At 70.2% G+C, this 22,337-nt stretch carries 19 protein-coding genes and 3 pseudogenes; 10 read left to right on the top strand and 12 right to left on the bottom strand.

Annotated elements, in window-relative coordinates; translation table 11 throughout:
• Positions 1-278: 278 nt before the first annotated feature.
• From AC2CHE_RS20070 to AC2CHE_RS20115, 10 genes are all read right to left on the bottom strand, one after another.
• On the bottom strand, positions 279-437 hold the full coding sequence (locus tag AC2CHE_RS20070) for a hypothetical protein (RefSeq protein WP_191088747.1): 159 nt from the start codon (positions 435-437) through the stop codon (positions 279-281).
• A 38-nt stretch (positions 438-475) separates the two neighbouring features.
• Positions 476-1,300 (bottom strand): 5'-3' exonuclease, encoded by an 825-nt coding sequence (locus AC2CHE_RS20075; RefSeq protein ID WP_484506423.1) that lies wholly within the window; start codon positions 1,298-1,300, stop codon positions 476-478.
• Positions 1,297-1,935 carry a nucleotidyltransferase family protein gene (locus AC2CHE_RS20080; protein ID WP_484506424.1) on the bottom strand — a complete coding sequence of 213 codons (639 nt, stop codon included), beginning with the start codon at positions 1,933-1,935 and terminating at the stop codon, positions 1,297-1,299. The genes AC2CHE_RS20075 and AC2CHE_RS20080 overlap by 4 nt, the downstream gene beginning before the upstream one ends.
• A complete protein-coding gene (locus tag AC2CHE_RS20085; RefSeq protein ID WP_091329984.1) occupies positions 1,932-2,252 on the bottom strand; it encodes a TSCPD domain-containing protein in 321 nt (106 codons plus the stop codon). Before AC2CHE_RS20085 ends, AC2CHE_RS20080 begins: the two co-directional genes overlap by 4 nt.
• 131 nt (positions 2,253-2,383) lie before the next feature.
• Positions 2,384-2,995 (bottom strand): AAA family ATPase, encoded by a 612-nt coding sequence (locus AC2CHE_RS20090; protein ID WP_091331976.1) that lies wholly within the window; start codon positions 2,993-2,995, stop codon positions 2,384-2,386.
• Between the two features lie 14 nt (positions 2,996-3,009).
• Complete coding sequence (fxlM, locus tag AC2CHE_RS20095) at positions 3,010-4,248, bottom strand: methyltransferase, FxLD system (RefSeq protein ID WP_484506425.1); 1,239 nt, start codon at positions 4,246-4,248, stop codon at positions 3,010-3,012.
• Between the two features lie 553 nt (positions 4,249-4,801).
• A complete protein-coding gene (locus tag AC2CHE_RS20100; protein ID WP_484506426.1) occupies positions 4,802-5,794 on the bottom strand; it encodes a protein-L-isoaspartate O-methyltransferase family protein in 993 nt (330 codons plus the stop codon).
• Between the two features lie 21 nt (positions 5,795-5,815).
• The gene (locus AC2CHE_RS20105; RefSeq protein WP_484506427.1) at positions 5,816-6,664 is read right to left on the bottom strand and encodes a carbon-nitrogen hydrolase family protein; all 849 of its coding nucleotides are present in this window, start codon (positions 6,662-6,664) and stop codon (positions 5,816-5,818) included.
• A 223-nt stretch (positions 6,665-6,887) separates the two neighbouring features.
• A complete protein-coding gene (locus tag AC2CHE_RS20110; RefSeq protein ID WP_484506428.1) occupies positions 6,888-8,870 on the bottom strand; it encodes an ABC transporter ATP-binding protein in 1,983 nt (660 codons plus the stop codon).
• Positions 8,871-9,021: 151 nt separating this feature from the next.
• Positions 9,022-9,504 (bottom strand): NUDIX domain-containing protein, encoded by a 483-nt coding sequence (locus AC2CHE_RS20115; protein ID WP_484506429.1) that lies wholly within the window; start codon positions 9,502-9,504, stop codon positions 9,022-9,024.
• 248 nt (positions 9,505-9,752) lie between these two features.
• On the opposite strand from AC2CHE_RS20115, the pseudogene AC2CHE_RS20120 reads away from it, so the two are divergent.
• Together AC2CHE_RS20120 and AC2CHE_RS20125 are read left to right on the top strand one after the other, a co-directional pair.
• A pseudogene (locus tag AC2CHE_RS20120) lies at positions 9,753-10,049 on the top strand (helix-turn-helix domain-containing protein); the annotation flags it as partial.
• 111 nt (positions 10,050-10,160) lie between these two features.
• A pseudogene (locus AC2CHE_RS20125) lies at positions 10,161-10,442 on the top strand (AAA family ATPase); the annotation flags it as partial.
• A gap of 237 nt (positions 10,443-10,679) precedes the next feature.
• Here AC2CHE_RS20125 and AC2CHE_RS20130 read toward each other — a convergent pair.
• Positions 10,680-11,717 (bottom strand): annotated as a pseudogene (locus AC2CHE_RS20130) (M23 family metallopeptidase); the annotation flags it as partial.
• A 5-nt stretch (positions 11,718-11,722) separates the two neighbouring features.
• Positions 11,723-12,262, bottom strand: a complete 540-nt coding sequence (locus tag AC2CHE_RS20135; protein ID WP_484506430.1) for a hypothetical protein — start codon at positions 12,260-12,262, stop codon at positions 11,723-11,725.
• 358 nt (positions 12,263-12,620) lie between these two features.
• Between AC2CHE_RS20135 and AC2CHE_RS20140 the strand changes: the two genes are divergently transcribed.
• The 8 genes from AC2CHE_RS20140 to AC2CHE_RS20175 all read left to right on the top strand — a co-directional run bounded on the left by AC2CHE_RS20140 (position 12,621) and on the right by AC2CHE_RS20175 (position 22,155).
• Complete coding sequence (locus tag AC2CHE_RS20140) at positions 12,621-12,917, top strand: hypothetical protein (protein WP_018790585.1); 297 nt, start codon at positions 12,621-12,623, stop codon at positions 12,915-12,917.
• Positions 12,914-13,687 carry a DUF8175 domain-containg protein gene (locus tag AC2CHE_RS20145; protein WP_484506431.1) on the top strand — a complete coding sequence of 258 codons (774 nt, stop codon included), beginning with the start codon at positions 12,914-12,916 and terminating at the stop codon, positions 13,685-13,687. The genes AC2CHE_RS20140 and AC2CHE_RS20145 overlap by 4 nt, the downstream gene beginning before the upstream one ends.
• Before the next feature lie 65 nt (positions 13,688-13,752).
• A complete protein-coding gene (locus AC2CHE_RS20150; protein WP_484506432.1) occupies positions 13,753-15,039 on the top strand; it encodes a hypothetical protein in 1,287 nt (428 codons plus the stop codon).
• Between the two features lie 5 nt (positions 15,040-15,044).
• Positions 15,045-16,541, top strand: coding sequence for an SCO6880 family protein (locus tag AC2CHE_RS20155; RefSeq protein WP_484506433.1), 1,497 nt, complete (start codon positions 15,045-15,047; stop codon positions 16,539-16,541).
• Positions 16,542-16,567: 26 nt separating this feature from the next.
• Positions 16,568-18,022 (top strand): hypothetical protein, encoded by a 1,455-nt coding sequence (locus tag AC2CHE_RS20160; protein WP_484506434.1) that lies wholly within the window; start codon positions 16,568-16,570, stop codon positions 18,020-18,022.
• The gene (locus tag AC2CHE_RS20165) at positions 18,019-19,890 is read left to right on the top strand and encodes a type IV secretory system conjugative DNA transfer family protein (protein WP_484506435.1); all 1,872 of its coding nucleotides are present in this window, start codon (positions 18,019-18,021) and stop codon (positions 19,888-19,890) included. Before AC2CHE_RS20160 ends, AC2CHE_RS20165 begins: the two co-directional genes overlap by 4 nt.
• Complete coding sequence (locus tag AC2CHE_RS20170; RefSeq protein WP_484506436.1) at positions 19,887-20,093, top strand: hypothetical protein; 207 nt, start codon at positions 19,887-19,889, stop codon at positions 20,091-20,093. The genes AC2CHE_RS20165 and AC2CHE_RS20170 overlap by 4 nt, the downstream gene beginning before the upstream one ends.
• On the top strand, positions 20,083-22,155 hold the full coding sequence (locus AC2CHE_RS20175; RefSeq protein WP_484506437.1) for a toprim domain-containing protein: 2,073 nt from the start codon (positions 20,083-20,085) through the stop codon (positions 22,153-22,155). Before AC2CHE_RS20170 ends, AC2CHE_RS20175 begins: the two co-directional genes overlap by 11 nt.
• Positions 22,156-22,337 lie beyond the last annotated feature (182 nt).

Genomic DNA, 22,337 nt, shown 5'->3' on the forward strand with positions numbered 1-22,337 from the left:
CTCGCGCGCCCACAGCGACACGTGGCGATCCCACACCCAAACCTAGCGGACAAAACGGTCAAGCCAAAACGGTCAGGCAGGGAGCCACACCCTCTGACGGATCGAGGCTAGTAGCCTTGAACGAGTGTTCCAATTGGGGTTTGGCGTGTCGGAGCGTCGCCCCTCTTCGGCACGACGATGTTCGGGCAAATGCACGGTAGCCGTGGACACGTTCCGCAGTCCCCCGGCAGAACCCCCAGGCTTCGGGCTGGTGCTGTCTGCCTCCCGGCACCAGGCAATCAGCTGATGCTGTGCTGAGTGTCGGGGACCTGAGGCAGCCAGGTGACCGCGTCGTCGCGGAAGGACTGGTTGACCGGGACGAGAAGGGGGTCGTCCTGGTCGTCCAAGGCGGTGAGGTTGATGCCGATGAGCGTGTCGCCGTAGTCGAACGCCGCCACCGGGCTGCCGCAGAAATTCGGGCCGGCCGGATCGGGCGTTACCAGAGGTGGAGTCGGTCGAGGAGGTGGGCCGCGCTAGGCAGGGGCGCGGTGGGCTGGCCGGTGATCAGCGTGTCGGGGAGTGGGATGTCGGAACGTAGGCGGATGGCGTCGCGCCAAGCGAGCAGCTCGGTCCATTGGTGGGTGATGGGGTGGCAGCGTGGGTTGCGGAGTCGAGGGCTGTTGGGGAGTTGGTCGAGGTGCCAGCCGTCGGTGAGGAGCATGGCGGCGGTGGTGGGACCGATGCCGCGGATGCCGGGAATGTTGTCGGCGAGGTCGCCGGTGAGGGCCCGGTAGTCCGGCCATTGGCGGGGGTGGATGCGGTAGCGGTGGTGAATATCGGCGGCGGTGATGACGGTGCGGCGTGGGGTGACGACAGTGACGGTGGGCCGTAGGAGTTGGTAGAAGTCCCGGTCGCTGGAGTAGCAGACGACGGATCGGCCCGCCTGGACGGCACTGGTGGTGGCGGTGGCGATAACGTCGTCGGCTTCCATCTGGTCGATCTCTGTCCAGCGGACGGCTGCGGCGTCGAGCGCCCGCTTGACGTCGGGCAGCGACGCGATGGGCGTGTGGTCGGCACCAGCCCGGTTCGCCTTGTAACCAGGCACGGCGGCGGCGCGCCGGGCGGCGGCGTGTTCGCCGTCGAAGACGACGACGAGTTCGTGGTCGGGTGCGTGAAGGCGGTGGGCTTTGCGCATGAGGGCGAGAAACCCGAACACGCCCGTCAGGTCGCGGGTCTTGTCGCGGCTAGTGATCCGGGCAGGGAATCCGAACCAAGCGCAGTAGAGCAGTTGGTGCCCATCGACGAGGAACAACCCGGTCACCGGTCCTCCCTGTGTGCGGGAGGGCTGGTGATGACGCGGCCTCCCGGCCACCGCTGCGCCGGCTGGTGGCGGGAAAGCCGCTCGTAGGAGGCCTGTTCGCTGACTCGGTTGGGATTGCGTCGCCACACGCCGTCGAGAAGATCATCAAGGCTATGCGGCGCACAGACCTCGATGTGATTGTCGGGGTCGAGGTGGATCGCGACAGCGGTGGCGTACTCGGGCCAGGTCGCGACCGCCTCGGCGATGCCGCGAAACGGTGGGACCGGCGGCCCGCCGAACCGGCGCGGGTACCAGGTGTGCACGGCGGCCTGGTTCTTCGCCTCCCACGGCACGCCCGGTTCGGTCGTGGCCAGCCGGGCGGTGGCCCGATCGTCGTTGTCCCGGCTCAGGTCGGCAGGGTCGAAGAACGCCACGTCTACATCCCGCACCGTACGCAGGTCGAACCCGGTGCCGTAGCGCCGTCCCCAGACCAGGTCGCGCAGGACACCCGCGCCGATCCACGCGTCGGGCAGCCCCGAGTCCCGCACCACGGTCAGCGCCCGCATCAGCGGCACGTTGGCCCTGACCAACTCCCGCAACTCGTCACCGCGCCCAACGTCTGCCGGGTCCGCCCAGCCGGCGGGCGGCGTCGTCATGGCCGTTGCTGCCCGTCGGGGTGGTTGTGGTGCAGGCGCTGGGCGAGGTAGTCGCCCAGCGACGTCGCATACGGCACGTGCGGATCACCGGTTGCGCCGGCTGGAACGTAGCGGGTACGCCGGAACGCATCGACGAACGCTGGGGGTGCTCCGGCTCGGAGTGCGGTGGTGATCGCGGTAGACAGGGCGTCGGTGAGCCCGGCCAGGGTGGAGTTGTGCGTGCCGGCCCGCAGGTCGACGTGAGCGACCTCGCCGTTCGACGTGGCGATGGTGGCCAGCCGTCCCGGAACACCATCGATCACGAACGTGCTGGTCACTTCGGTTGTCTGTCGCGACGTCGGCGGCATGTCTCTCATCGATACGATCCTTCTTCCCCGGCGTACGCCTTGAGTGCCTTGCTGTGGACATGAGCGGCTCTGAGCTGCGGAATTCCGGTCCGGAGGCGGCGTCACGAAGCCTCCGTCGCGGTGGTCGTCTGGTCGGCTTTGCGAGCGCAGTGCGGGCATCGTCGTGGGCAGGGCGTCTGCGGGACGACGGTGGTAAGGCCGCTGGCGTGCAGGATCGTGGTGACCGTCTGCTCGAAGGTGCTGGTCTCGCCGATGACGGTCTCCCCGGGGATGTCGAGCAGGTCGCGGTCGGTGTACCAGCGGCGCATCTCGTCGGGGGTCACGGGGGTGGGCTCGTCGCGGCTGAGGTGGCGGCGAACGGTCTCGTCGAAGGACACGTCCAGGTAGAACACGGCGACCGGTCCGGGATAGTCGCCGATAAGCTGGTGCAGGACGGTCGCGTAGCGTTCGGTGTGCAGGATGCCTTCGAGGATGACGTGGTAACCGAGATCGAGGGCGGTGCGCGCCGTAGCAGCGATAAACGCCGGGGCGACCGGGTTGATGCGGGCGCTGTCGTGTTCCCGGAGCACGGTCCTGCGCAGGTAGTCCTGTTCCAGCAGGGCCGCACCGCGTCCAAAACGGCGGCGTACCTCACGGGCGGTCGTGGTCTTCCCACTGCCGGAATTTCCCCGAATGATCACCAACGTTGGAAAGTGCGGGGAATGGCGTTCGATGCACGATCCGGTGGTCACCGCGCACCCCCCGGCATGGACCAGGTCGTGGCGATCACGGTGTGTCGACGGGCCACGACGAGTTGTGGCTGCCCGGTAGCTGGTGGTGGGGTGGTGCCGTGCGGGTGGACCGTGATCTCCGGAGCGGGTGCGTGTCGGTAGTCACGGTCCCAGACGGCGATGAGGTCAAGCAGGTCGGCGGTGAGCGCATGCGCGTCGGGGCCGAAGCCGTGAGCGCCGAACTGCCACCGGTCATCGCCGATCTTGCGCATGGTCAGGTAGGCGAGGCTGCCGGACGTGAGCAGGGCCGGGCAGGTGAACCGGTCCTGCGGGTCGACCAGGCCCTCGGTACGTTGCCGGTCGACGGCGAGGGCACCGAACGGGCGGGGCTGGCTGGACAGCCACAGGTGCAAGCGTTCGAACGACTCAAGCTCGTGCATGGTTATGGTGACAGGCGACCACACCTCCCGTCGCGGCTGGTCGAGGGCAGCAGTGAGAGCGCCGGCATCCACCTCGGTCGGATCGTCGAGCAGCAGGACGATGTCGTTGCCGCGCAGCGGCACCCGGCGGGCGAGCTGGCTGCCGTCGCCCTGCATCGCGACGAAGCCACATTGCAGCGCCGCGGTCGCGACGAGATGATCACCGGATCGCCGCAGAGTGAGATAGCGAGTCAGAGTTCGCATCCGCAGCGGAACGATGATCCTGCCGCCCGGAGCGAGTTGCTCGATCCAGGACGGGGCGATGTCGCCGGCCTCAACGGACACGATGATCGCGTCGAAGGGCGCTCCCGGTGGGTGGCCGAGATTGCCGTCGCCGTGCAGGACCTGAACCTGGGGGTAGCCGGCCCGGTCGAGGTAGGTGCGGGCCTGGCCGGTGATGTCGGCGTCGATGTCGACGGTGACCACGTGCCCGTCCGGGCCGACTAGTTCGGCCATCAAGGCCGCCTGGAAACCGCCGGAGCCGACCTCGAGGGCGCGTGCGCCCGGCCGCAAATCGGCCTGTTCTAAGGCATAAGCCTGGAGATATGGCGCCGAGACGGTGCTGGTCGACTTGCCGTCGGGCCCGCGCTTGGTCACGACGATCGTATCCTCGTACGCCTGTTGCGGGGTGACCGTGTCCGGCACGAACAGGTGCCGGGGCACCGTCCGGAAGGCGTGCTCGATCACTGGTGTGCGGATCCAGTTCTTCGCTGTCAGGGTTGCTACCAGGTCGGCGCGGAGCCGGTCCGGTGAGGTGCTCTCGATCGTGGTGTCCACTCCTGCTGTCCTTTCCGGAGGTGTTCGGAGGTGTTCATCTGCGTGATGCGGGGTGTCGGGCGCGGGTGCGGCGAAGCCGCTACCGTCCGCGTCACTGGTGGGTGTTGAGCACGCCGTCGAGCAGGGCCGGGAGCGGCCAGTCGGCCGGTACCCGCCAGGGGCAGGTCGCAGGTGTCGATGCCGTCCGGCTTGAAGACAACAGTCAACGGGAGGCCTCCGTTCACGAGGTGGCTGCCGAGCGGGGAGAGTGCGAGCATGTCGGGCGCAGTGAGGCAGCGGCTGCACTCGCCGGGTCAGTCGCCGGGAGCGGGAAGTTGGGCCAGGCCGGCGGGGGGTGAGTGCTCTGCCCAGCCGTCCAGGGAGAAGGGTCGCCTGCGGTGGATCTGTTCCAGGGCGGCCACGGTGTACGCGATCGTGGTGGCGGGTGGCTGCGCGCCTTTCCGCCTCGGGTGTTGGCCTGCTCAAGGGCGGCGAGGCTCATCGACGCGCCGCGGCGGCTGCCGGTCGGGTGGTCACGGAGCCATGGCCGACCTGCAGGTCCCAGCCAGCGAGGTCAGGGCCGTCGTGCGGCACCAGGGTGCGGGCGAAGGACTCGGGTGCCGGACGGCCGCCGTGTTCCCACCGTTGCAGCCAGGTCCGCAAGGAGCGCAGGGACGGCGAGTCCGGCCGGCTCCGCGATGACCCTGCCATCGGTCAGGATCACCGCCGCCGAACTTGGTGTGGTGTGACCGAGTCCGCGGATCTCGTTGCGCAGCGACACCAGGCTCAGCTGCGGGTCGCCGAGCGCAGACGTCCAGGTGTACCAGGAGCGCCAGTGCAGCTCCATCTGCCGATACGTGTCGGTGTACCCGGGATGCAGCAGCTGACCGAGGGCGGAGCGGGCGCCGGCGTGCTGAGCGTCGTCGGCAGCGCGCCAGCAGATGCCGATCCAGGACGGATCGGGCCGGCGGTCGCAGTAGTCGACCCAGCGGCCGGGGACGGTCAGGGCATCGTCGACCGCGACGGGCGTGCTCTGGGCGTAGCCGCCCCCGGCGAGGGCTTCGATACGAGGTTTCCCGGCCGCGACGGTGATGGTGGCGATCAACGTGGTCGACGGCAGGGCCGTGATCGGCAGGCAGACGACGATCCGCCCACCGTTCACAACCTGCTGCGTCCACGCCTTCGGCAGCCGCGGCGGAGCACACCACGAAACAACTCGATGGAAGGGCGCTGCGGCGGGGTAGCCGGCCAGGCCGTCGCCAACATGGCAGTCGACGCTGGTTACCCCACGCTCGGCGTGGATGGCTGCCGCGCGGCGGACAAGTTCGTCGCTGATGTCGATGCTGGTGACCTGGCCGTCCGGGCAGCACAGGTGCGCGAGCAGCGCACCGCTGTACCCGGAGCCCGTACCGATCTCAAGCACCCGGTCCCCGGCGCGGACCTGCAGGGCAGCCAGCTCGCGACGGATCGACTCCGGTGCCGAGCGGTGCACCGTTTCGCCGTGCCGCTCATGGTGGGTGTAGATCAGGCCCGGTACGGCGTCGAAGACCCGGTCGAGGTCGGTCACGGCTACTCCCTCTGCAGAGGCTCAGGGTTGGGTGCGGTCGAGGCTGCGGGCATCGGTGACCCGACGGGTGGCGTATATGTCACCGGCCCGGGCGGCGGCTCGCCACGGCCGAACCTTGTTCAGCGCGATATCCAGGTCCGCATCGGTGCGGTCCAGATCGACGCAGACGACATCCGGACCGTCCGACCTCGCGCAGCGCAGCAGATAGCCGTGCGGGCCGATCAGCGCGCAGGACGCGGCCGGCGCGCATTGGGCGGGCACGGCCATGCTGACCCAGCATCCAGTGGTGGCAGCGTGCCCGCGGGCGATGATCTCGAAAATCGGGTCCTCGGAGAAGCTGGAGAACAGCACGCAGTCCACACCGAGGTCGGCCTGCTGCATCCACAGCTCAGGAAAGTTGACCTCGATGCAGAGCAGACAGCCGAAGGTGAACCCATCCACCGCGAAGGTGCAGACGTGCTCGCCCGGGGTGTAGAAACCGCCGACCTCGTTGTGCGACAGCAGCCGCTTGTCGTACCGGTCGACCAAATCACCGCTGTCGTTGATCACCCACAGCGAGTTGTGGGGCCAGTGGTCTCCGGTGAGCCGATGGCTGCCGCCGACCACGACCCACACCCCGAGCTCACCGGCCAGCGCCATCGTTGCGGCCAGCTGTTCGGCGACCGGCGCCCAGTCGATGTGCCATCCGGCGTAGTGCGGCTTGACCGCACCCGCGTAGCCGCTCAGCGCGCCTTCGGCGAAGTGGACGAGCCGGGCGCCGCCGTCGGCGGCCTGCCGCACGGCGGCCCGGATCGCGGTGCCGTTGGCGGCCGGGTCGGCGGCGACATGAGTCTGCGCGATGGCGATACGGATCCGTTCGGCCACGTTCACCGCCCCGCGGGTGTCGGCTCGCCGGTCTGTCCCAGCCGGATGCAGAGTTGCGCCGCGAGCGCTCTGGCGCACCCTCGAAGCCACCGCTTGGCAAAAGCCTTCACAGATCTGACCGGTAAGGCAGACCCCACTATGCCCCTATCTGCCCGGCTTTCACGCCTGCGAGGCGTCCTCCCTAAGACTGGGTGACTTGCACATGCAAGCTTCGTGGGATTCGACGTAGTCATAGCGTGCTCCGTCCGGCGGTCGCGGTCTGCCGGGGCGCCGCCGCAGCGGGGCCGGTGTTTTCGTAGCCGGCGGCTTGCAGGGTGAACAGCTCCGCGTACCGCCCGTCGGCGTTCATCAGGTGGTCGTGGCTGCCGGACTCGACGAGACGGCCGTGGTGCAGGACGAAGATACGGTCGGCGTGGCGAACGTTGGCCAGCCGGTGAGTGATCAGGATCGTGATACCGCGCCCCTGCCGGTCTCGAATGGCCTGGAAGAGGGCGTCCTCGGCACGGGGGTCGAGGGCGGACGACGGCTCGTCCATGATGAGCACGTCCGCGTCGCGCAGGAACCCGCGAGCGGCGGTGATGCGCTGCCACTGCCCACCCGAGAGGTCCTGCCCACCGGCGAACGTGCGGTCGAGCAACGTCTCGTACCCGTGAGGCAGATCGATGATCATGTCGTGGGCGACGGCGCGGCCGGCGGCGGCCTCGATGCGGGTCTGCCCGGGGGTGGTGGTGATGTCGCCGACGGCGATGTTCGTGGCAGCGGTGAACGGCCACTTGTGGTACTCCTGCGTCACCACCCCGACCCGCGCCCGCAGCGCATCGGTGCCCCAGTCCTCGGCCGGTCGGCCGTTGTAACGGATGGTGCCGCCGGTGGGAGTGCGGAGAGTGGCGATCATGGTGGCGAGGGTGGACTTGCCGGAGCCGTTCTCCCCCACGAACGCCACCGTCTGCCCCGCCTCGATGCACAGGCTCACCTCGTCGACGGCCGGCGTGTCACGGTCGGGATAGCGCAGGCTCACCGCGTCGACGGTGATCTCCTCCAGCCGGCCCGGTGCCGGCAGCTCTGCGGCGGGTTCGGTGTGCGCTGGCAGGTAGTCGGCAGCGCGGGTCATGAAGCCGGTGTAGTCGCGGAAGTGCTGCCCCTCGGTGTAAACCCGGTCGACCTGGAACGTGACCACCGCCAGGGACCGTTGCGCGGACTGCACGGCGATGACGCAGGTCGCGGCGGCGGCGAGGGGAATCTGCCCGTCGATGAGCAGCAGCCCGAGCAGGACGTACACCACGGCGGTCGCCACCCCACCGATCATCGCGCCGACGGTGGTCGTCGTGGTGACCCGCCGCGCCAGGGCCAGTTGGATGCCGGTCTCGACGGCCATGACCCGGTCGTACTGGTCGAGCAGAAACCCCCGCAGCCCGTAGGAGCGCAGTTCGGGGGCGGAGTCGCGTTCGGCCATCAACCGGTGCAGCAGCCACAACCGCCGACGCCGTACCGACCCGGCAGCGTATGTCTGGTAGCGCAGGTGCCCGGCCCGCAGCGACGCCCACCCGTTCGGCACCGTCGCCACCAGCAGGGCCAGCAACAACAGCGGGTGGACGACCACCACGGCGACCGCGACCGCGAGGACGCCAGCGAGGCCGGCGAGCAGGTTCATCGACGCCTGCACCAGGCCGGTGGTGGAGTTCGCGCCCCGGGAGGCTCGTTCCATGTCGTCGGCGAACGCGTCGGCGTCGAACGCCTCCAACCGCACCGCCGTCGTCACCTCGAACAACCCGCGTTCCACCTCCCGGTCCACCTTCGGCGTCAGGCCGTTCTGCGCGTACCCCATCGCGGTGGCCATGCCGGCGCGCAAGGCCGTCACCGCCGCCAGCGCGGCCAGGGCGGGCAGCGCGGCCACCACCTTGTCGGCGGTCGGTCCGCCGGCGAACAGCTCCACCAGCACCCGCTGCGCCGCGAGGAGCCCGAACGCCGCCATCACCCCCGCTCCGACCGTCGTCGCTGCCACCACTGACGTCCGCAGCCGGTCGGCGCGCCAGCTCACCACGAGCGCGGCCCAGACCAGCCGGGGCAGCTCGGAGAAGACGGCGAACAGACCGGCCTGTGCCCGCGCCCGCACACCGGTCTCCCACCACACCTCCCGCAACTCCGGTAACACCGAATCCCGCTGCGGTTGGAGACGGGCGGGCGTCCGGTCGGGGTGGTCGATTCTGGGCATGGCGGTACCTCCCGAAGGTGAGCAGGGTGAACTGCGGTGGGTGGTGGTGTCTCGTGGCCGACGGCGGGACCGCGCAGGTGCCGCTGTCGGTGATCTCGGTTGGCGCCGCCGACGCGGTGCCTTCGCAGGAAGAGCCCCCGTTGGCCTGCGGTCAGGTGACGCGGACTCCGTCTTCGAGGTAGTAGCTACACCCGTCAGCGCGGGCGCGCAGCGCCTCGGCGATCCGGCGGGCCAGCAGCGGCCGTAACCGCTGGGCGGTCTGGGGCGGGTCGGACCACGCCCAGCCCTTCAACTCTTCCGGCGGCACCACGATCCGTTCCGTCGCGGGGGCATCGAGGGTCCCGCCGTCGTAGATGACCATGACACCCTCGGTGCGCCCGTCTCGGGCCGGCACCCAGTCCATGACGAGTAACCGACCTGGCGACATGCCCAGACCGAGCTCTTCCCGGCACTCTCGGATCGCGGCCTGGTACGGCGACTCGTCAGCCTCGACGCACCCGCCGGGGATCTCCCACTGCGCCTTGTAAGCGGGTTCAACCAGCAGAACCCGCTCGTCCGCATCGGTGATCAGCAGCCCGGCGGCCATCCGCTTACGGGGCAGATCGGCGGTGAAATCGCGACGTCCGGAAGGCATGCGGAGACGGTAGGACGGGGCAGGGGCGACACGCCCGCAGCGCCGTGCGCTGACATTGTCGGCAGATTCCGACACCAACTCCGACACCGCCAGCACTGCCGTCCCGGCCTGCCGGCAGGGCGTCGAGAGCCCGCACGACCGCCGCAGACAGCCAGGCAAAGGCCGTCAGTGGCAGCCGAAAAGTGTCACCGGGTGCGGCTACGGTGTTCGCTCATCGTGACCGCAGCAACCCGGGGGTGGCAGCAGCGATGGTCGACCACGACGAGATCACCGCCGCCCGCCGCGCGCTCGGCCGCCGCCTCGCCCACCTGCGCAAAAACGCCGGCCGCACCCAGCACGGGCTCGCCCGGCTCGTGCAGTACGGGCGCAGCTCGATAGCGAACACCGAAACCGGCCGACAGCTCCCCGAGCGGCCGTTCTGGACCCGCTGCGATCAGGTGCTGGGCACCGGGGGTGTGCTGATCGCTGAGTACGACCGCATCGCCGACCTGAACTACCGCCGACTCCCGCGACCGGCTGCTGGTACATCACGCCGCGCCGCCGATTACGGTGGGGAGGCCAGCATTCGAACCAGCGGGAGAGAACAGTCCGTGCGGGTGATCTGGGTGAACGGCGCGTTCGGCGCGGGGAAAACGACGCTGGCGCAGCAGCTGATCGCGGACGATCCCCAGCTACTGCTCTTCGACGCCGAACTACCTGGGTTCATGCTTAGGGAGATCGTGCCGCTACCGCCCAGCGGGGACTTCCAGGACCTGCGGGTATGGCGACGCAGCGTCGTGGACACGGCGGTCGCACTCGCGCAGGAATTCCAGCGGACACTGGTCGTGCCCATGACCGTCGTCGTCTGGCCCTACCTCGATGAGATCCTCACCGGACTGCGTGCCCACGGCATGGACGTCACGCACTACTTCATCACCGTTCCGACCGACGTCATCCGGAGGCGGATCGAGGCGCAGTCGCTCTGGCCACAGGATCCAGCCCGAGACGCGCAGGTCCGCACCTGGCGGCTGGCCCAGGTGAATCGGTGCGCCCAAGCGGCTCAGACCCTGCCGGCCGGCACTGTCACCCTCGACGGGACACTGCCCGTAGAGCAACTGGCGGCACGGGTGACAGGCGCGGCTCGTGGCTGCCGACAGCGGGTCGACCGCGTTGGCAGCCGTCAGCGGCGGCGCGTTTCGGTGGACCTCGAAGTGCAGGTGTGGACCGGAGGAGCGACCTGTGCTGCCGACCCAGCCGATGAGCTGCCCGGCCTGGACCTGCTCGCCGGCGGAGACGGCGAGACGCACCGCGTGGCAGTAGCGGGTGGCGATGCCGTTGCCGTGGTTGATGTTGACCAGCAGCCCGCAGCCCGGCAGGTTCGGGTTTCCGGGCCGGTCGCAGTACGCGCTGTCGCACCGGGCGGCTAGGACGACGCCAGCCGCAGCGGCGTAGATCGGAGTTCCGGTCGCCGCGGCGAGGTCGATACCGTCGTGGCTGGGCCGCGATGGCGGCCGGAACCTGCTGACGAGTTGGTAGCTGTCGGCGGGTAGCGGAAGGCGCCAGGCGCCAGTGCCTCCTGCTTCGAGGGTGTACTTGCCGATGCGGGAGCGGACCTGCTGGGGATAGTCGTGTGCCTTGCCCGCAGCCGGTACCCCGCCGGCGCTGGCGATGCAGCCGCGGCCACAGAAGTAGCCGGCCCAGGCGATGTCGAGCGGGTCGCCGTTCAGCACGTTCGCCGTAATGTTGCGGGAGGCCCACGCGACGAGATCGCACATCAGGCGACCCATCGCGTAGATGGCGTCTTCGGGGTCGTCCGGCCCGTTGCGCCCGTCGTTGTCGTAGTCGTCGCCCCAACTCGCCCACGTGCCGCGCTGAAACTGCGCGATGCCGATGGCAGGCCCACCGCGCTCAGGCGGGTTGTCGGCGACGGCGTCGGCACGCCAACTGCTCTCCAGGTCGATCTGCGCTGCGATCATCGGCGGCGTGATCTGGGGGCAGATCGATCCGGCGCGGACCACCCAGGGAGCGAGGTAACGAGCATGGGGCGGTATGGCGTCGACGTTGAGTGGGCCGCTGGCGGAGGTGGCGACCAGCGCCGGGCTCGCGGCGAGCAGGGTGGCGGCGCCCGAGGCCACGAAGGCGACCAGACCGGCCGCAATGGCCACCACGCCGGTGAGCAGCAGTACGAGGGCGCGCACTGATGTCGGGCTGGCTTGTCCGTTCGTGCTGGTCATCGCGATCAGCCGATCTCGTATTCGCTGATCCGCCACCCGACCGTGCTCGGCCGCAGGCCGCACACGACGGTGTGGCGTTCGAGCGTGCCCCGCCAGCCGTCACGCCCGATCGGTTGCACTGTCACGAGTGCGCCGACGTGCCGCTGTTCGGCGGTATCGGGCGGGAGCGCGTCGCCGGCGTACGGGCCGAGCTGAACGTCGGTGTAGGCGCGGTGGTGGACCAGTTCCTGCCATTGCGGGGTCTGGCGCGCCGAGTCCTGGTCGACCGCCGCCGCAGCCAACCTGGCGTCCAGGTACATCGCGGCCCGCCGGTAAGCGTCGGCGCGATCACGGTCGACGGAGGTGTCCACGCGATGCGCGGCGACGGCGAACGCCGCGCACACCGCGTGCGGGTCGTGGTAGTTCACCGACGGGTCTACGAGCTGGGGCGACGACGCCACGGACGGCTGCGGACGAGGCTGAGGGGTCGTTGCCGAGCAGGCGCCGAGCAGCCCGGCCGTGAAGACGACCGCCAGTAGGGCGGGAATGCGACTGGAGCGGATCATGCTGTCACGCTCGGGTCCGCCCGTAGGCGGCGACGCTGCCGTAGCGCCGTAACGCCACCGGCTCCGCGCCCCGAAACGAGGGAAGCCCGAGGCGTGGATTCGCCTCGCCGACATCAATCGGTTCGGCGACGCGCGGAGAGCCAGCCACGGGACCGGCCTGCTCAACAGATCGCGGATGAGCCCTGTCGCGCCGGACACCCGCGCGCAGCAGCGGGGAGCAGTTGCGGACCGCCGCTACCCGTAGCGCCCGCAGCGCTCCCGTCAACGTCGGCGGTAACCGTAACGGCTCCGCACCCCGACGAACGTCTCCGGCAGCGGCCCCGACCGGGCCGCATTTCGATTGTCGGAGGAGATCGACATGGTCCTCAAGCTCGTCGTTGCCGGCCAAGCGGCGCTCGCCGCGAACGCCCCGAATCCGGCGCCGTCGGCACCGCCCGGAATGGAGGCAGTAGCCACCAGCTTCCTCAGCTGGGGAAAGTGGATCTTGCTGGTCGCGGGCGTCCTCGGTTTCTTCATCTGCGCCGGGATGATGATCATCGGACGGCGTAACCGGTCACAGACCGCCGTGGATGGCGCCGCAGGCGTGCCCTGGGTGCTCGCCGGACTGGCGCTGACCAGTCTGGCCGCCGGCATCGCGGGGGTGGCACTCACGTGAACCGCCGCATCTCGCACACGGCGCCCCGCCGCCGCATCCGTCCCATGGTCGTCGCCGCCGTCGGGTTGGCACTGCTTGTGCTGGCTTCGGTTGCGGTCGCCCGCAGTGGCGACGACACCCGGAACGATCACGCCTCGCCTGGGCAGCCACTCACCGAGGCAAACGCGCCGGCGGACGCTCCGGCGTCCGACGTACCTCAGCAGGTGGCCGTCGAGGTCTCATGGCCTACCGACCTGACCTGGACCACCGTGGCGGGGCTGGATCTGCCGGTCTCCGCCACCGCGGGTCCCCGCGACTCCTCCGCTGGGCGAGCGCGAGGCTTCGCACAGACACCGTCCGGTGCCGTTCTCGCCGCACTGCACCTGCTGGTGCGGACCAGTCCGCAGGTGGGCCCCCGAATCTGGGAACCGACGCTGCGTGAGCAGGTCGTCGGGCCGGATGTTGCAGCATACATCGACGCGGTGACCGAGGACTACGCCGTGGCTCAGGAGCAGTTGCAGATTCCCTACGGCGACCCGCTGTCTCCCATCTACGCCTCGATCGCCGGGGTCCGCATCGACTCGTACGGCCCGCAGGCGGCCAGCCTGCGGCTGCTCATCGAAGCGCCGGACGGCAACGGTGGCGTCGCCCGCGCGGCCACGGTGGTGCAGGTCTCCTGGACGGGCACGGACTGGAGTCTGATCGCCCCGCCCCGGGGCGACTGGTCCACGGTCCGCGCCCTGGTCGGCCCTGCCGTCGTCCGCAGCTACACGCCGCTGCCGGGCAGGTAGCCATGTGCGACGCATGGGATCTCAAATGCCAGTTCAAAGAGGGCGCGACGGAAGTCGCTGGCGCCGTGGCCGAGACGATGATCGGCCAGCTTGCCGACCTGATCAGCCAGGCCCAGTCCACGCTGATCACGTCGACCGTGACGTGGTGGCTGTACCTGCCGCCGGTCGACGTCGAGCATGCGCCAGCGGCACAGACTCTCCAGCGGTGGATGCTGCCGTTCGCCTTGATCGTCTCGGTCGGCGGCATCATGTGGCAGTCCCTCCTGCTGATTATCAACCGCAAGGGGGAACCGCTCGTCGCGGTGGTGAAAGGGCTGTTCACGACCGCGTTGTTCGGCGCGGTAAGCCTCACCGGCACGCAGATGCTGCTCCGGGCGTGCGAGTCCTACACCGAGTGGGTCCTCACCTGGGGTATGGACTGCGCGCCAGGGCTCGGCGTCGACCCGGGCTGCAAGACCAACGCACTGGCCGCGCGGATGCAGATGCTGCTGCTTCCGGCGGGACCGAGCATCAGCAGCGTCCTGGTGGTCGTCGTGGGCATGGTCGTGCTCGTGGCGAGCATCGTGCAGGCGATGCTGCTGCTGTTCCGCAACGGCGCCATCATCATCCTCGCCGGAATGCTGCAACTCGCCGCCAGCGGCAGCTTCACCGCAGCCACCAGTAACTGGTTGAAGCGGGTGCTCGGCTGGCTGCTCGCGATGGTCTTCTACGAGCCGTTCGCCGCCACCAGCTACGCGGTCGCGTTCATGCTCATCGGCGATCCGCAGAACCGGGACATCTCGACGTGGTTCACCGGCGCCGGGATGCTCGGCATGACGCTCGTGGCGTTGCCGGCCATGATGCGGTTCTTCAACTGGACCGTCGGCGCGGTACAAACCACCGGGAACTCCGCCGGCATGCTGGCTGCGGCGGGCGCAGCGGGGCTGCACGCGGTCGCGTCGAGACGCGGCTCATCCGGCATGTCCGCGACGGACTATGCCCGGGACATGGACCGCCGGTACCCGCCGCAGCCCAGCGGCGGCGACAGCGGATCGGGCACGCCTCGACCGACCCCACCGGTATTCACCGGCCCCTCCCCCACCGCTGGTGCCGCCCCCTCGGCGAGTACCGCGACAACCACCACCGCGAGCGCCTCAGCCGGCAGCGCTACGACGACGGCGACGACGACGGCCGGCGGCAGCGCCGCGGCCGGTGCGGGCGCTGGTGCCGCAGGCGCCGGTGCGGTCGGGGCGTCCGCCGCAGCGGGCCCTGCCGCGCCTGTCGTCGCCGGTGTCGTTGTCGGCGCGCAGGTGGCGGGGGCAGCAGTCAAGTCCGCGGCGAGCACCGCGTCCCGTTCGACGGAAACCGGGTGATCAGGATGCCTACGAACGCTCAGGCCGAGGAGACACGAACCTACGGTGGTTGGCGTCGCGCTCGACCGCTGGGCATGTTCGGGCTCGGCTTCGGTCAGACGATGGTGGTGCTCGCGGCGATGACCGTCGCGCTGATCACGGTGTCGGTGAGCCTGACCGCTCTCGCGGTGGTCGGCCCCGTCTGCCTGATCGTCATCGTCGGCAACGTCGCTCAGTGGGACGGTGTGTCGCTGGCGCAGGCGCTCGTGCAGCGTTTCCGCTGGGTCGCCGGTTCCGGCCGGGGCCGCACGAGCTTCCGCGGCGGCGTGATGTCGGCGCAGGAGCACGCCTGGCAACTGCCGGGCGTGCTCGCCCCGACCGTCCTGCTGTCCGTCGATGACGGCCACGGCGGCACGTACGGCGTGGTGTGGCATCGTCGGCTCAGGACCATGACCGTCACGCTGCGGTGCGCCGCGCAGTCGACCTGGCTGGCTGACCCGGAGGCGGCGACCGCCTGGGTGTCGAACTGGGGCGGCTGGCTGGCCGGCCTAGGTCACGTGCCGATCGTGCGATGGGTCGCGGTCACGGTGGACACCGCGCCGGATTCCGGCACCCGGCTGGCTGACTACATCACCGGCCGGCTGGCACCGGACGGGCCAGCGGCAGCGGTGCGAGTGATCCAGCAGCTCATCGCCGCCGCACCACAGGCCGCCGCTGACGTGCAAACGACCGTGTCGATCACTTTCGAGCCGGCGGCGTCGCCGGCCCGTCCCAAGACGGTGCCGGACTGTCTCGCGGAGGTCGATCGCGCCTTGCCCGGCTTGCAGGACGCGCTGGCCGGGTGCGGGCTGACGGTGCTGGGGCGGGCGACAGCAGCGCAGATCGCCGGAATCGTGCGGCACGCCTTCGATCCGACCAGTCGAGGCGAGGTGACCCGGCTGCTCAGCGCCGCGCCGGACGCGGCAGCCGAGTTGCTGGACTGGAGCAACGCCGGCCCGGTCGCCGCCGAGGAGCACACCGATCGCTACGAGCACGACGGCGCCACCAGTGTGACCTGGGCGTGGCACGAGGCACCGCGTCAGCCGGTCACGCACCACGTGCTCGCCCGGCTGCTCGCCCGCGGCGAGCAGCCGAAACGGGTCACGCTGCTGTACCGCCCGATGACCGCCGGGCAAGCCGCCGGCGAGGTCGAGCGGCAGGTCAACGCCGCCCAGTTCCGGTCCGCCTACCGGCGAGCCCGCAAGCTCGATCCGACCGCCCGGGACATCGCCGACCACGAGCAGGCCGCGCAAGCCGCACGAGAAGAAGCGCTCGGCGCAGGTGTCGGCCTGATCAGCCTCTGGGTGACCACCACCGTGCTCGATCCCGCCGACCTCGGCCGAGCCGTCGCGGATGTGGAAAGCCGCGCGGAGACGTGCAAGGTGCGGCTTCGCCGCCTGTGGCGTTCCCAGGCGGCCGGGTTCGCCGTCACCCTCCCGGCCGGGATCTGCCCGCCGGTGCTGGCCCAGCAGTGGCCGAACTGATCTTCCCTCTCTCCAGGAGCACTCCCATGGCATTCGCAGATATTGACGTGACCGCGCTCGGCCCGATCCCCCCGGCCTGGGGATGGCGTCGACCGGGCGCCGGCCGCGCCGTCCACGTAACGGCCGGTACCGAGTACCAGGCCACGACCGTGCAGGCCGCCGGCTTGTACCCGTTCACCGCCGGCAGCGGCGCTCCCCTGCTGGGCGTGCCGATCGGCCGCCACCAGCTCTGGGGTGAGTCCGTGCTGCTCGACCCGTTCGAGTGGCTCAACGCCGGACTGATCACCAACACCGGTGTCTTCGTGCTCGGCCAGCCGGGTGCCGGCAAGTCCGCACTGGCCAAGCGGCTGGTCATGGGAATGGCCGCCACCGGTGCCCAGATCTTGATCCTCGGTGACACGAAGCCGGACTACAGCCGGGTCGTGCAGCACCTCGATGGTCAGGTCATTCGGGTCGGCAGGGGCCTGGACCGGATCAACCCGCTCGACGCCGGTCCGCTCGGCACCGTGCTGTCGCGGATGAGCGGACCCGACGCCGACCAGCTTCGCCTGGAGGTACGCGGGCGGCGGCTGACCCTGCTCATCGCCCTGTGCACGCTTGTGCGCGACGGTGGGCAGGTCAGCAACACCGAGGAGGTCGTCCTCGGCAGGGTCGTCGACCTGCTCGCCGAGCGGCGCACCGGAGATCCGGTGATCCCCGACGTGCTCGCGGTGCTTGACCAGGGACCGGACACGATCCGCGCCGCGGCGCGGGCTACCTCGGCGGCCGACTACCGCCGCCGGATCGACGACTTGGTCGCCACCCTGCGCCTGTTGTGCGAGGGCACGCTCGCCGGTGTCTTCGACTCCGCCACCTCCACCCCGATTGATCTGTCCGCCAAGGCGGTCAGCATCGACATCTCCCGGGTGGCCGCCGCCGGCGACAAGCTGGTCGCCGCGTCGATGCTGTCCACCTGGAGTTACGGGTACGCCGTCATCGACGCTGCCGCCGTGCTCGCCGACCAGGGCCTCGCTCCCCGGCGGCGGCATCTGGCGATCATGGACGAGCTGTGGCGGGCGCTCCGGGGAGCGCCCGGGTTGGTCGAGCCGGCCGACGCGCTCACCCGGCTGTCGCGCAACCTCGGCGTCGCACAGATCATGCTCACCCACTCGCTGGACGACCTGGACGCGCTGGCCAGCGACGAGGACCGCGCCAAGGGACGCGGCATGGCCGAACGGTGCGCTATCAAGGTCCTGGCCGCGTTGCCTGGCCGGGAACTGGACCGGATCAGCCAGATGGTCCGGCTGTCCGTGCCCGAGCGGGACATGGTCGCGTCCTGGGCCGCCCCGGAAGCGCTGGTGCCCGGCGCCATGCATCCCGGTCGCGGGAAGTACCTCGTTAAGACCGGCGAGCGGGCGGGAATGCCCGTCGCGCTGCACCTGGTCGGCGAAGAACTCGCCCTCTACGACACAGACGCCGCCGTACGGGCAGGTGCCCGATGAGCGGCATCCGCAACCAGCAGCCGATTTACCCACGCGGTAGCGCCGGCGGATACCCCCTAGCCCCGTGGCTGATCCTGGGAGCCTGCGCCGCCACCGCGGCCTTGACCTGGCTGGCGTGGATCGCCGGCCGCCTCGCCGCCGTGGCCGCCGGCCGCCCCTGGGACACCGGCCCATCCTTCGGCTGGGAGTTCACGAAGCGCCTGCTTGACCAGGACTGGCAGCATCTGTGGCCCGGCGTGCCACCGCTACTGGTAGCGCTGCTCTACGCGCTACTGCTCGCCACGACGGTCGTGCCCGGCTTCTGGGCGTGGGCGTGGTGGCAGGCCCGCCGACCGCAGGCCGGAGACCCACTGCCGTCCCTCGCCCGCGCTCGCGACGTCGACGAACTCATCGGCGCGACCGCGCTTGCGCGGGCACAGCGGCTACGGCCGAGCCTCGCCGGACGTGCACCCAAGCAGGTGCCCGCCACCGCGATCGGCATCGCGCTTGGACGACTCGTCACCGGGGGCCGCCGCCGCGGGCCGGTCCTGCGGTCCAGTTGGGAAGACGTGCTCCTCGCCGTGATGGCGCCCCGGGCCGGCAAGACGACCAGCCTCGCCGTGCCCCCGATCCTGGACGCACCGGGACCGGTGCTCGCCACCAGCAACCGGTCCGACCTGTGGGCGGCCACCGCCCGAGCCCGCGAGCGGGTCGGCCGGGTCTGGACGTTCGACCCACAGCGGGTGACCCGGCAACCTCAAACCCTGTGGTGGAACCCCCTGGCCACCGTCAACGGAGTTGAGGAAGCCGCACGGCTCGCCGACCACTTCATCCAGGAGATCCGGGGCGTCGGTTCCTCCGACCCGTTCTGGCCGCTGGCCGCCGGCGACCTGCTCACGTGCCTCTTCCTCGCCGCCGCCAACTCCGGCGGCACGCTCACCGACGTGCAAGCCTGGCTGTCCGACGTGACCAGCCGCGAGCCGGTCACGCTACTGCGGGCCGCCGGGTACCCCCAGGCCGCCCGGTCGCTCGCCGGCCGTCAAGGAGGAGCCCCGGAAACCAGAGACGGCGTCTACGAAACCGCGCGTACGGCCGCCCGGTGTCTGTCCGATCCGGAAATCATGGCCTGGGTAACACCGCCGACCAGCGCCCTGGACCGGCTCGACGTGACCACGTTCCCCGGCTCCCGCGACACCCTCTACCTCCTGAGCAAGGAGGGCGCGGGCGCCGCCGCTCCCCTGGTCGCTGCGCTCACCGACGCCGTGTTCCGCACCGCTGTCGTCCACGCCGAGGCCGCAGGTGGCCGCATCGACCCGCCCGTCCTGGCGGTACTGGACGAGGCCGCCAACATCTGCAAGATCAACGACTTGCCGCAGCTCTACAGCCATCTCGGCGGTAGAGGGGTCATCCCGATTACCATCATCCAGAACATCGCCCAAGGCCAGGGCGTGTGGGGCGAGCGCGGCATGACGGCCCTCTGGTCCGCCGCCACTGTCAAGCTCATCGGCGCCGGGCTCGACGACGCCCGCCACGCCGAGGACATCTCCCGCCTGATCGGCGACCACGACGTCGCGACGACCTCGATCAACCGTGACGGCAACGGTCACACCAGCTACTCCACCAGCGCTCAACGCCGCCGGATCCTCGAACCGGGCGACCTCCGCGCCCTCAAGCGGGGGCGGGCGATCCTGCTAGCGACCGGCGCCCGAGCCGCCATGATCGACCTGATGCCGTGGTATCGCGGCGACCACGCCGACATCATCGGCGCCGACACCACCACCAATGTCGAGGCCATCACCCGCACCGCCCGCGCGGACCTGGGTGCCGACCACTTCGGTCCGTCGGGTTCGGACAAGACCGCCTCCACCGACCGCGGAGACCTGTCATGAGCGGCCACTCCTCCCGGCTGTCGGCCGACCTGCGCTGGGTTGAGGCGATGCTCACCGACCTGCAACGGCAGATCGACGAGCTTGCCGGTGAGCTGCGGGCGCTGTCCCACCTCGTGCATGTGCACACCCTCGCACCGCTGCGGGCGGACACGGACAGCACGGTTGCGTCGGCCACACCCACGGAGGCCGACGATGCCCGGTGAACGGCCCGCCCTGCCGCCGGAACGCCTCTACGCGGTCAACGCCGCCGCCGCCCAGTTCTACGCCAGCCGGCTGCCTGTCTCGCGCAAGGCGGCCCGCTACCTGCACGGCCACGGCATCAACACCGCAGCGGACCCCACCGGCCCCTGGCAGGTCGGCTACGCACCGGGACGGTGGACCGAACTGGCCACCCACCTCCGGGCAGCGGGATTCACCGACGAGGAGGTGACCGGCGCCGGACTCGGTTTCATCCACAACAGGAGCGGACACCTGCTGGACCGCTTCCGCGACCGGCTCATGTTCCCCGTGGCCGACGTGCACAACCGCGTCGTCGGATTCACCGCCCGTGACCTGGGCGGACGCGCCGAGGCCAAGTGGCTGAACACGCCGGAGACGGCCATCTACCGCAAACGCCTGCTGCTGTACGGTCTCGGCCAGCAGCTCGCGAACCGCCCCGCCGGTGTCGGCGACCCGATCGTGTTCGTCGTCGAAGGCGCCGCCGATGTCCTCGCGATGCACCGCATGGCCGCCGCGCACGCTGCGATCCCCGAGACGCAGCCGCTGTACGCGGTCGCACCGTGTGGCACCAACCTCACCCGAGATCAGCTCGACCTGATCCAACAAACCCTGCCAGGTGCCCACCTGATCCTGGCCTTCGACGGCGACGACGCTGGACGTCGAGCCGCCGACCGGGTGTACCCGGTCGCCTCTCGATGGCCCGGCCAGGTCTCCGGAGTACGCCTGCCGAAGGGACAGGACCCTGCCGACATGCTCGGCGCCATGGATCCCGCCTGGGCGATCAGCGAAATCATCGGTGCCGTCGAACCCCTCGCTCAGGTCCAGATGGCCAACACGATCGACCGGCTGTTCGCCACCAAGCGGATCACCGATCCGGTCCGATTCGTCGAAGATCGGATCACCGCCTACCGGGCTATCGCCGAGTTGTTCGTCGACGCGCCGCACGCCACCCGTGACATGGCCGAAGCCGCCGCCGAGCGGCTCGGCCTGGCCTCGACCGACGTCGCGCGTGGGGTCATCGAGGCATGGAGTGCCCGCACCGACACCCCCGGCGGAACCGACCCTCCTCCGGACACGGCCGCCCCGCCCTCCGCTGATGAACCGGCGGCAGGCCCACCAGCCGAGGTCCCGACGCCCTCCAGCCCTTCTCATGGCGTAGCCGAGACGGACATCACCGTCTCGGCCACAGCTCACAACACGGGGAGTCGCCGCGCCAGCACCACTGCTGCGATCACACGCCACGACCCGAGCAGCGGAATCACCGTCTGGGCACTTGCCGACGGCATCGGCCGCCACGCGCAGGCCGCGACCGCCGCGCAGATGGCGGCCGACATCGCGGCGACGGTCAGCCTGCGCTCCACGCCAGCGGCCGGGCTGCACGCCGCGCGGGCAGCGATCAATGCCTTCTACAGCGGGGTCCACCCCCGCCAGGCGGGCGACGCCTCCCTGCTCGTCGTCTCTGCGTACCCATCCCCGACACACCGTCACGGCGTACGGTGGGAGCTTGCCTGGACCGGCGACTGCCGCGCCTACACCATCCGCGCCGGCCAACTTGCCCAGGTCACCGCCGATCACACCGCCGCCCGGCAACGCCGCGATCAGGGAGAGCACCCATCGCCCGGTATCGCGGACGTGCTGCTCACCTCCAGCGTCCGCGCCGGCGACATCAGCGTGTGCCCTCTTGACGAAGGGCCGCTGCTGCTGTGCAACAACGGCGTGCACCGCGCGATCCCCGAGCGCCAGCTCGCGGCAGAGCTGGCGGGCATGAGCGATGCCCAAGCCAGCGCCGACCGGCTCGCCCGCGGGGTCGGGCAGCACAACGCGCGAGATGCGACGGTCCTACTCATCCACGCCCGATCCGCACCACCGGCTCTGGTCACCACGACCAGAACCAACGCCCACGCGACGGTGAATGCGTCAGGATCCCCGGCGGCCCTGGCCAAGACCTCCTTCACGGATGCAGGAACCGGTCCTGCGGCGGTCACGACGCCGCAGGCCGAGTCGGTGCGAGGGTTCGGTCAGCCGGCCGCCGGCCGGCGACGCTGACCGACTGCGGCCCTGTGCGTCCGATCGGAAAACGCAATCGGTCCCCGGGAAAAACCCGGGGACCGATTGAAAGCCTTGCTTCCGGCGTCGTAGCCGCCCCGCAGAGGAGACGGGCCAGAGGAACTGGGCGATCCACCGGTTGCGCACCCGGTAGGGCCCTTACTCCGGAAGCTTACGAAGAA

Source organism: Micromonospora sp. ATLC16, from assembly GCF_057196645.1.

What these genes read in the sequence shown, in the direction of transcription:
- AC2CHE_RS20080 (WP_484506424.1), bottom strand. Translation starts at nt 1,935, where the DNA reads ATGACGACGCCGCCCGCCGGCTGGGCGGACCCGGCAGACGTTGGGCGC.
- AC2CHE_RS20110 (WP_484506428.1), bottom strand. Translation starts at nt 8,870, where the DNA reads ATGCCCAGAATCGACCACCCCGACCGGACGCCCGCCCGTCTCCAACCG.
- AC2CHE_RS20115 (WP_484506429.1), bottom strand. Translation starts at nt 9,504, where the DNA reads ATGCCTTCCGGACGTCGCGATTTCACCGCCGATCTGCCCCGTAAGCGG.
- AC2CHE_RS20135 (WP_484506430.1), bottom strand. Translation starts at nt 12,262, where the DNA reads ATGATCCGCTCCAGTCGCATTCCCGCCCTACTGGCGGTCGTCTTCACG.
- AC2CHE_RS20140 (WP_018790585.1), top strand. Translation starts at nt 12,621, where the DNA reads ATGGTCCTCAAGCTCGTCGTTGCCGGCCAAGCGGCGCTCGCCGCGAAC.
- AC2CHE_RS20155 (WP_484506433.1), top strand. Translation starts at nt 15,045, where the DNA reads ATGCCTACGAACGCTCAGGCCGAGGAGACACGAACCTACGGTGGTTGG.
- AC2CHE_RS20160 (WP_484506434.1), top strand. Translation starts at nt 16,568, where the DNA reads ATGGCATTCGCAGATATTGACGTGACCGCGCTCGGCCCGATCCCCCCG.
- AC2CHE_RS20165 (WP_484506435.1), top strand. Translation starts at nt 18,019, where the DNA reads ATGAGCGGCATCCGCAACCAGCAGCCGATTTACCCACGCGGTAGCGCC.
- AC2CHE_RS20170 (WP_484506436.1), top strand. Translation starts at nt 19,887, where the DNA reads ATGAGCGGCCACTCCTCCCGGCTGTCGGCCGACCTGCGCTGGGTTGAG.
- AC2CHE_RS20175 (WP_484506437.1), top strand. Translation starts at nt 20,083, where the DNA reads ATGCCCGGTGAACGGCCCGCCCTGCCGCCGGAACGCCTCTACGCGGTC.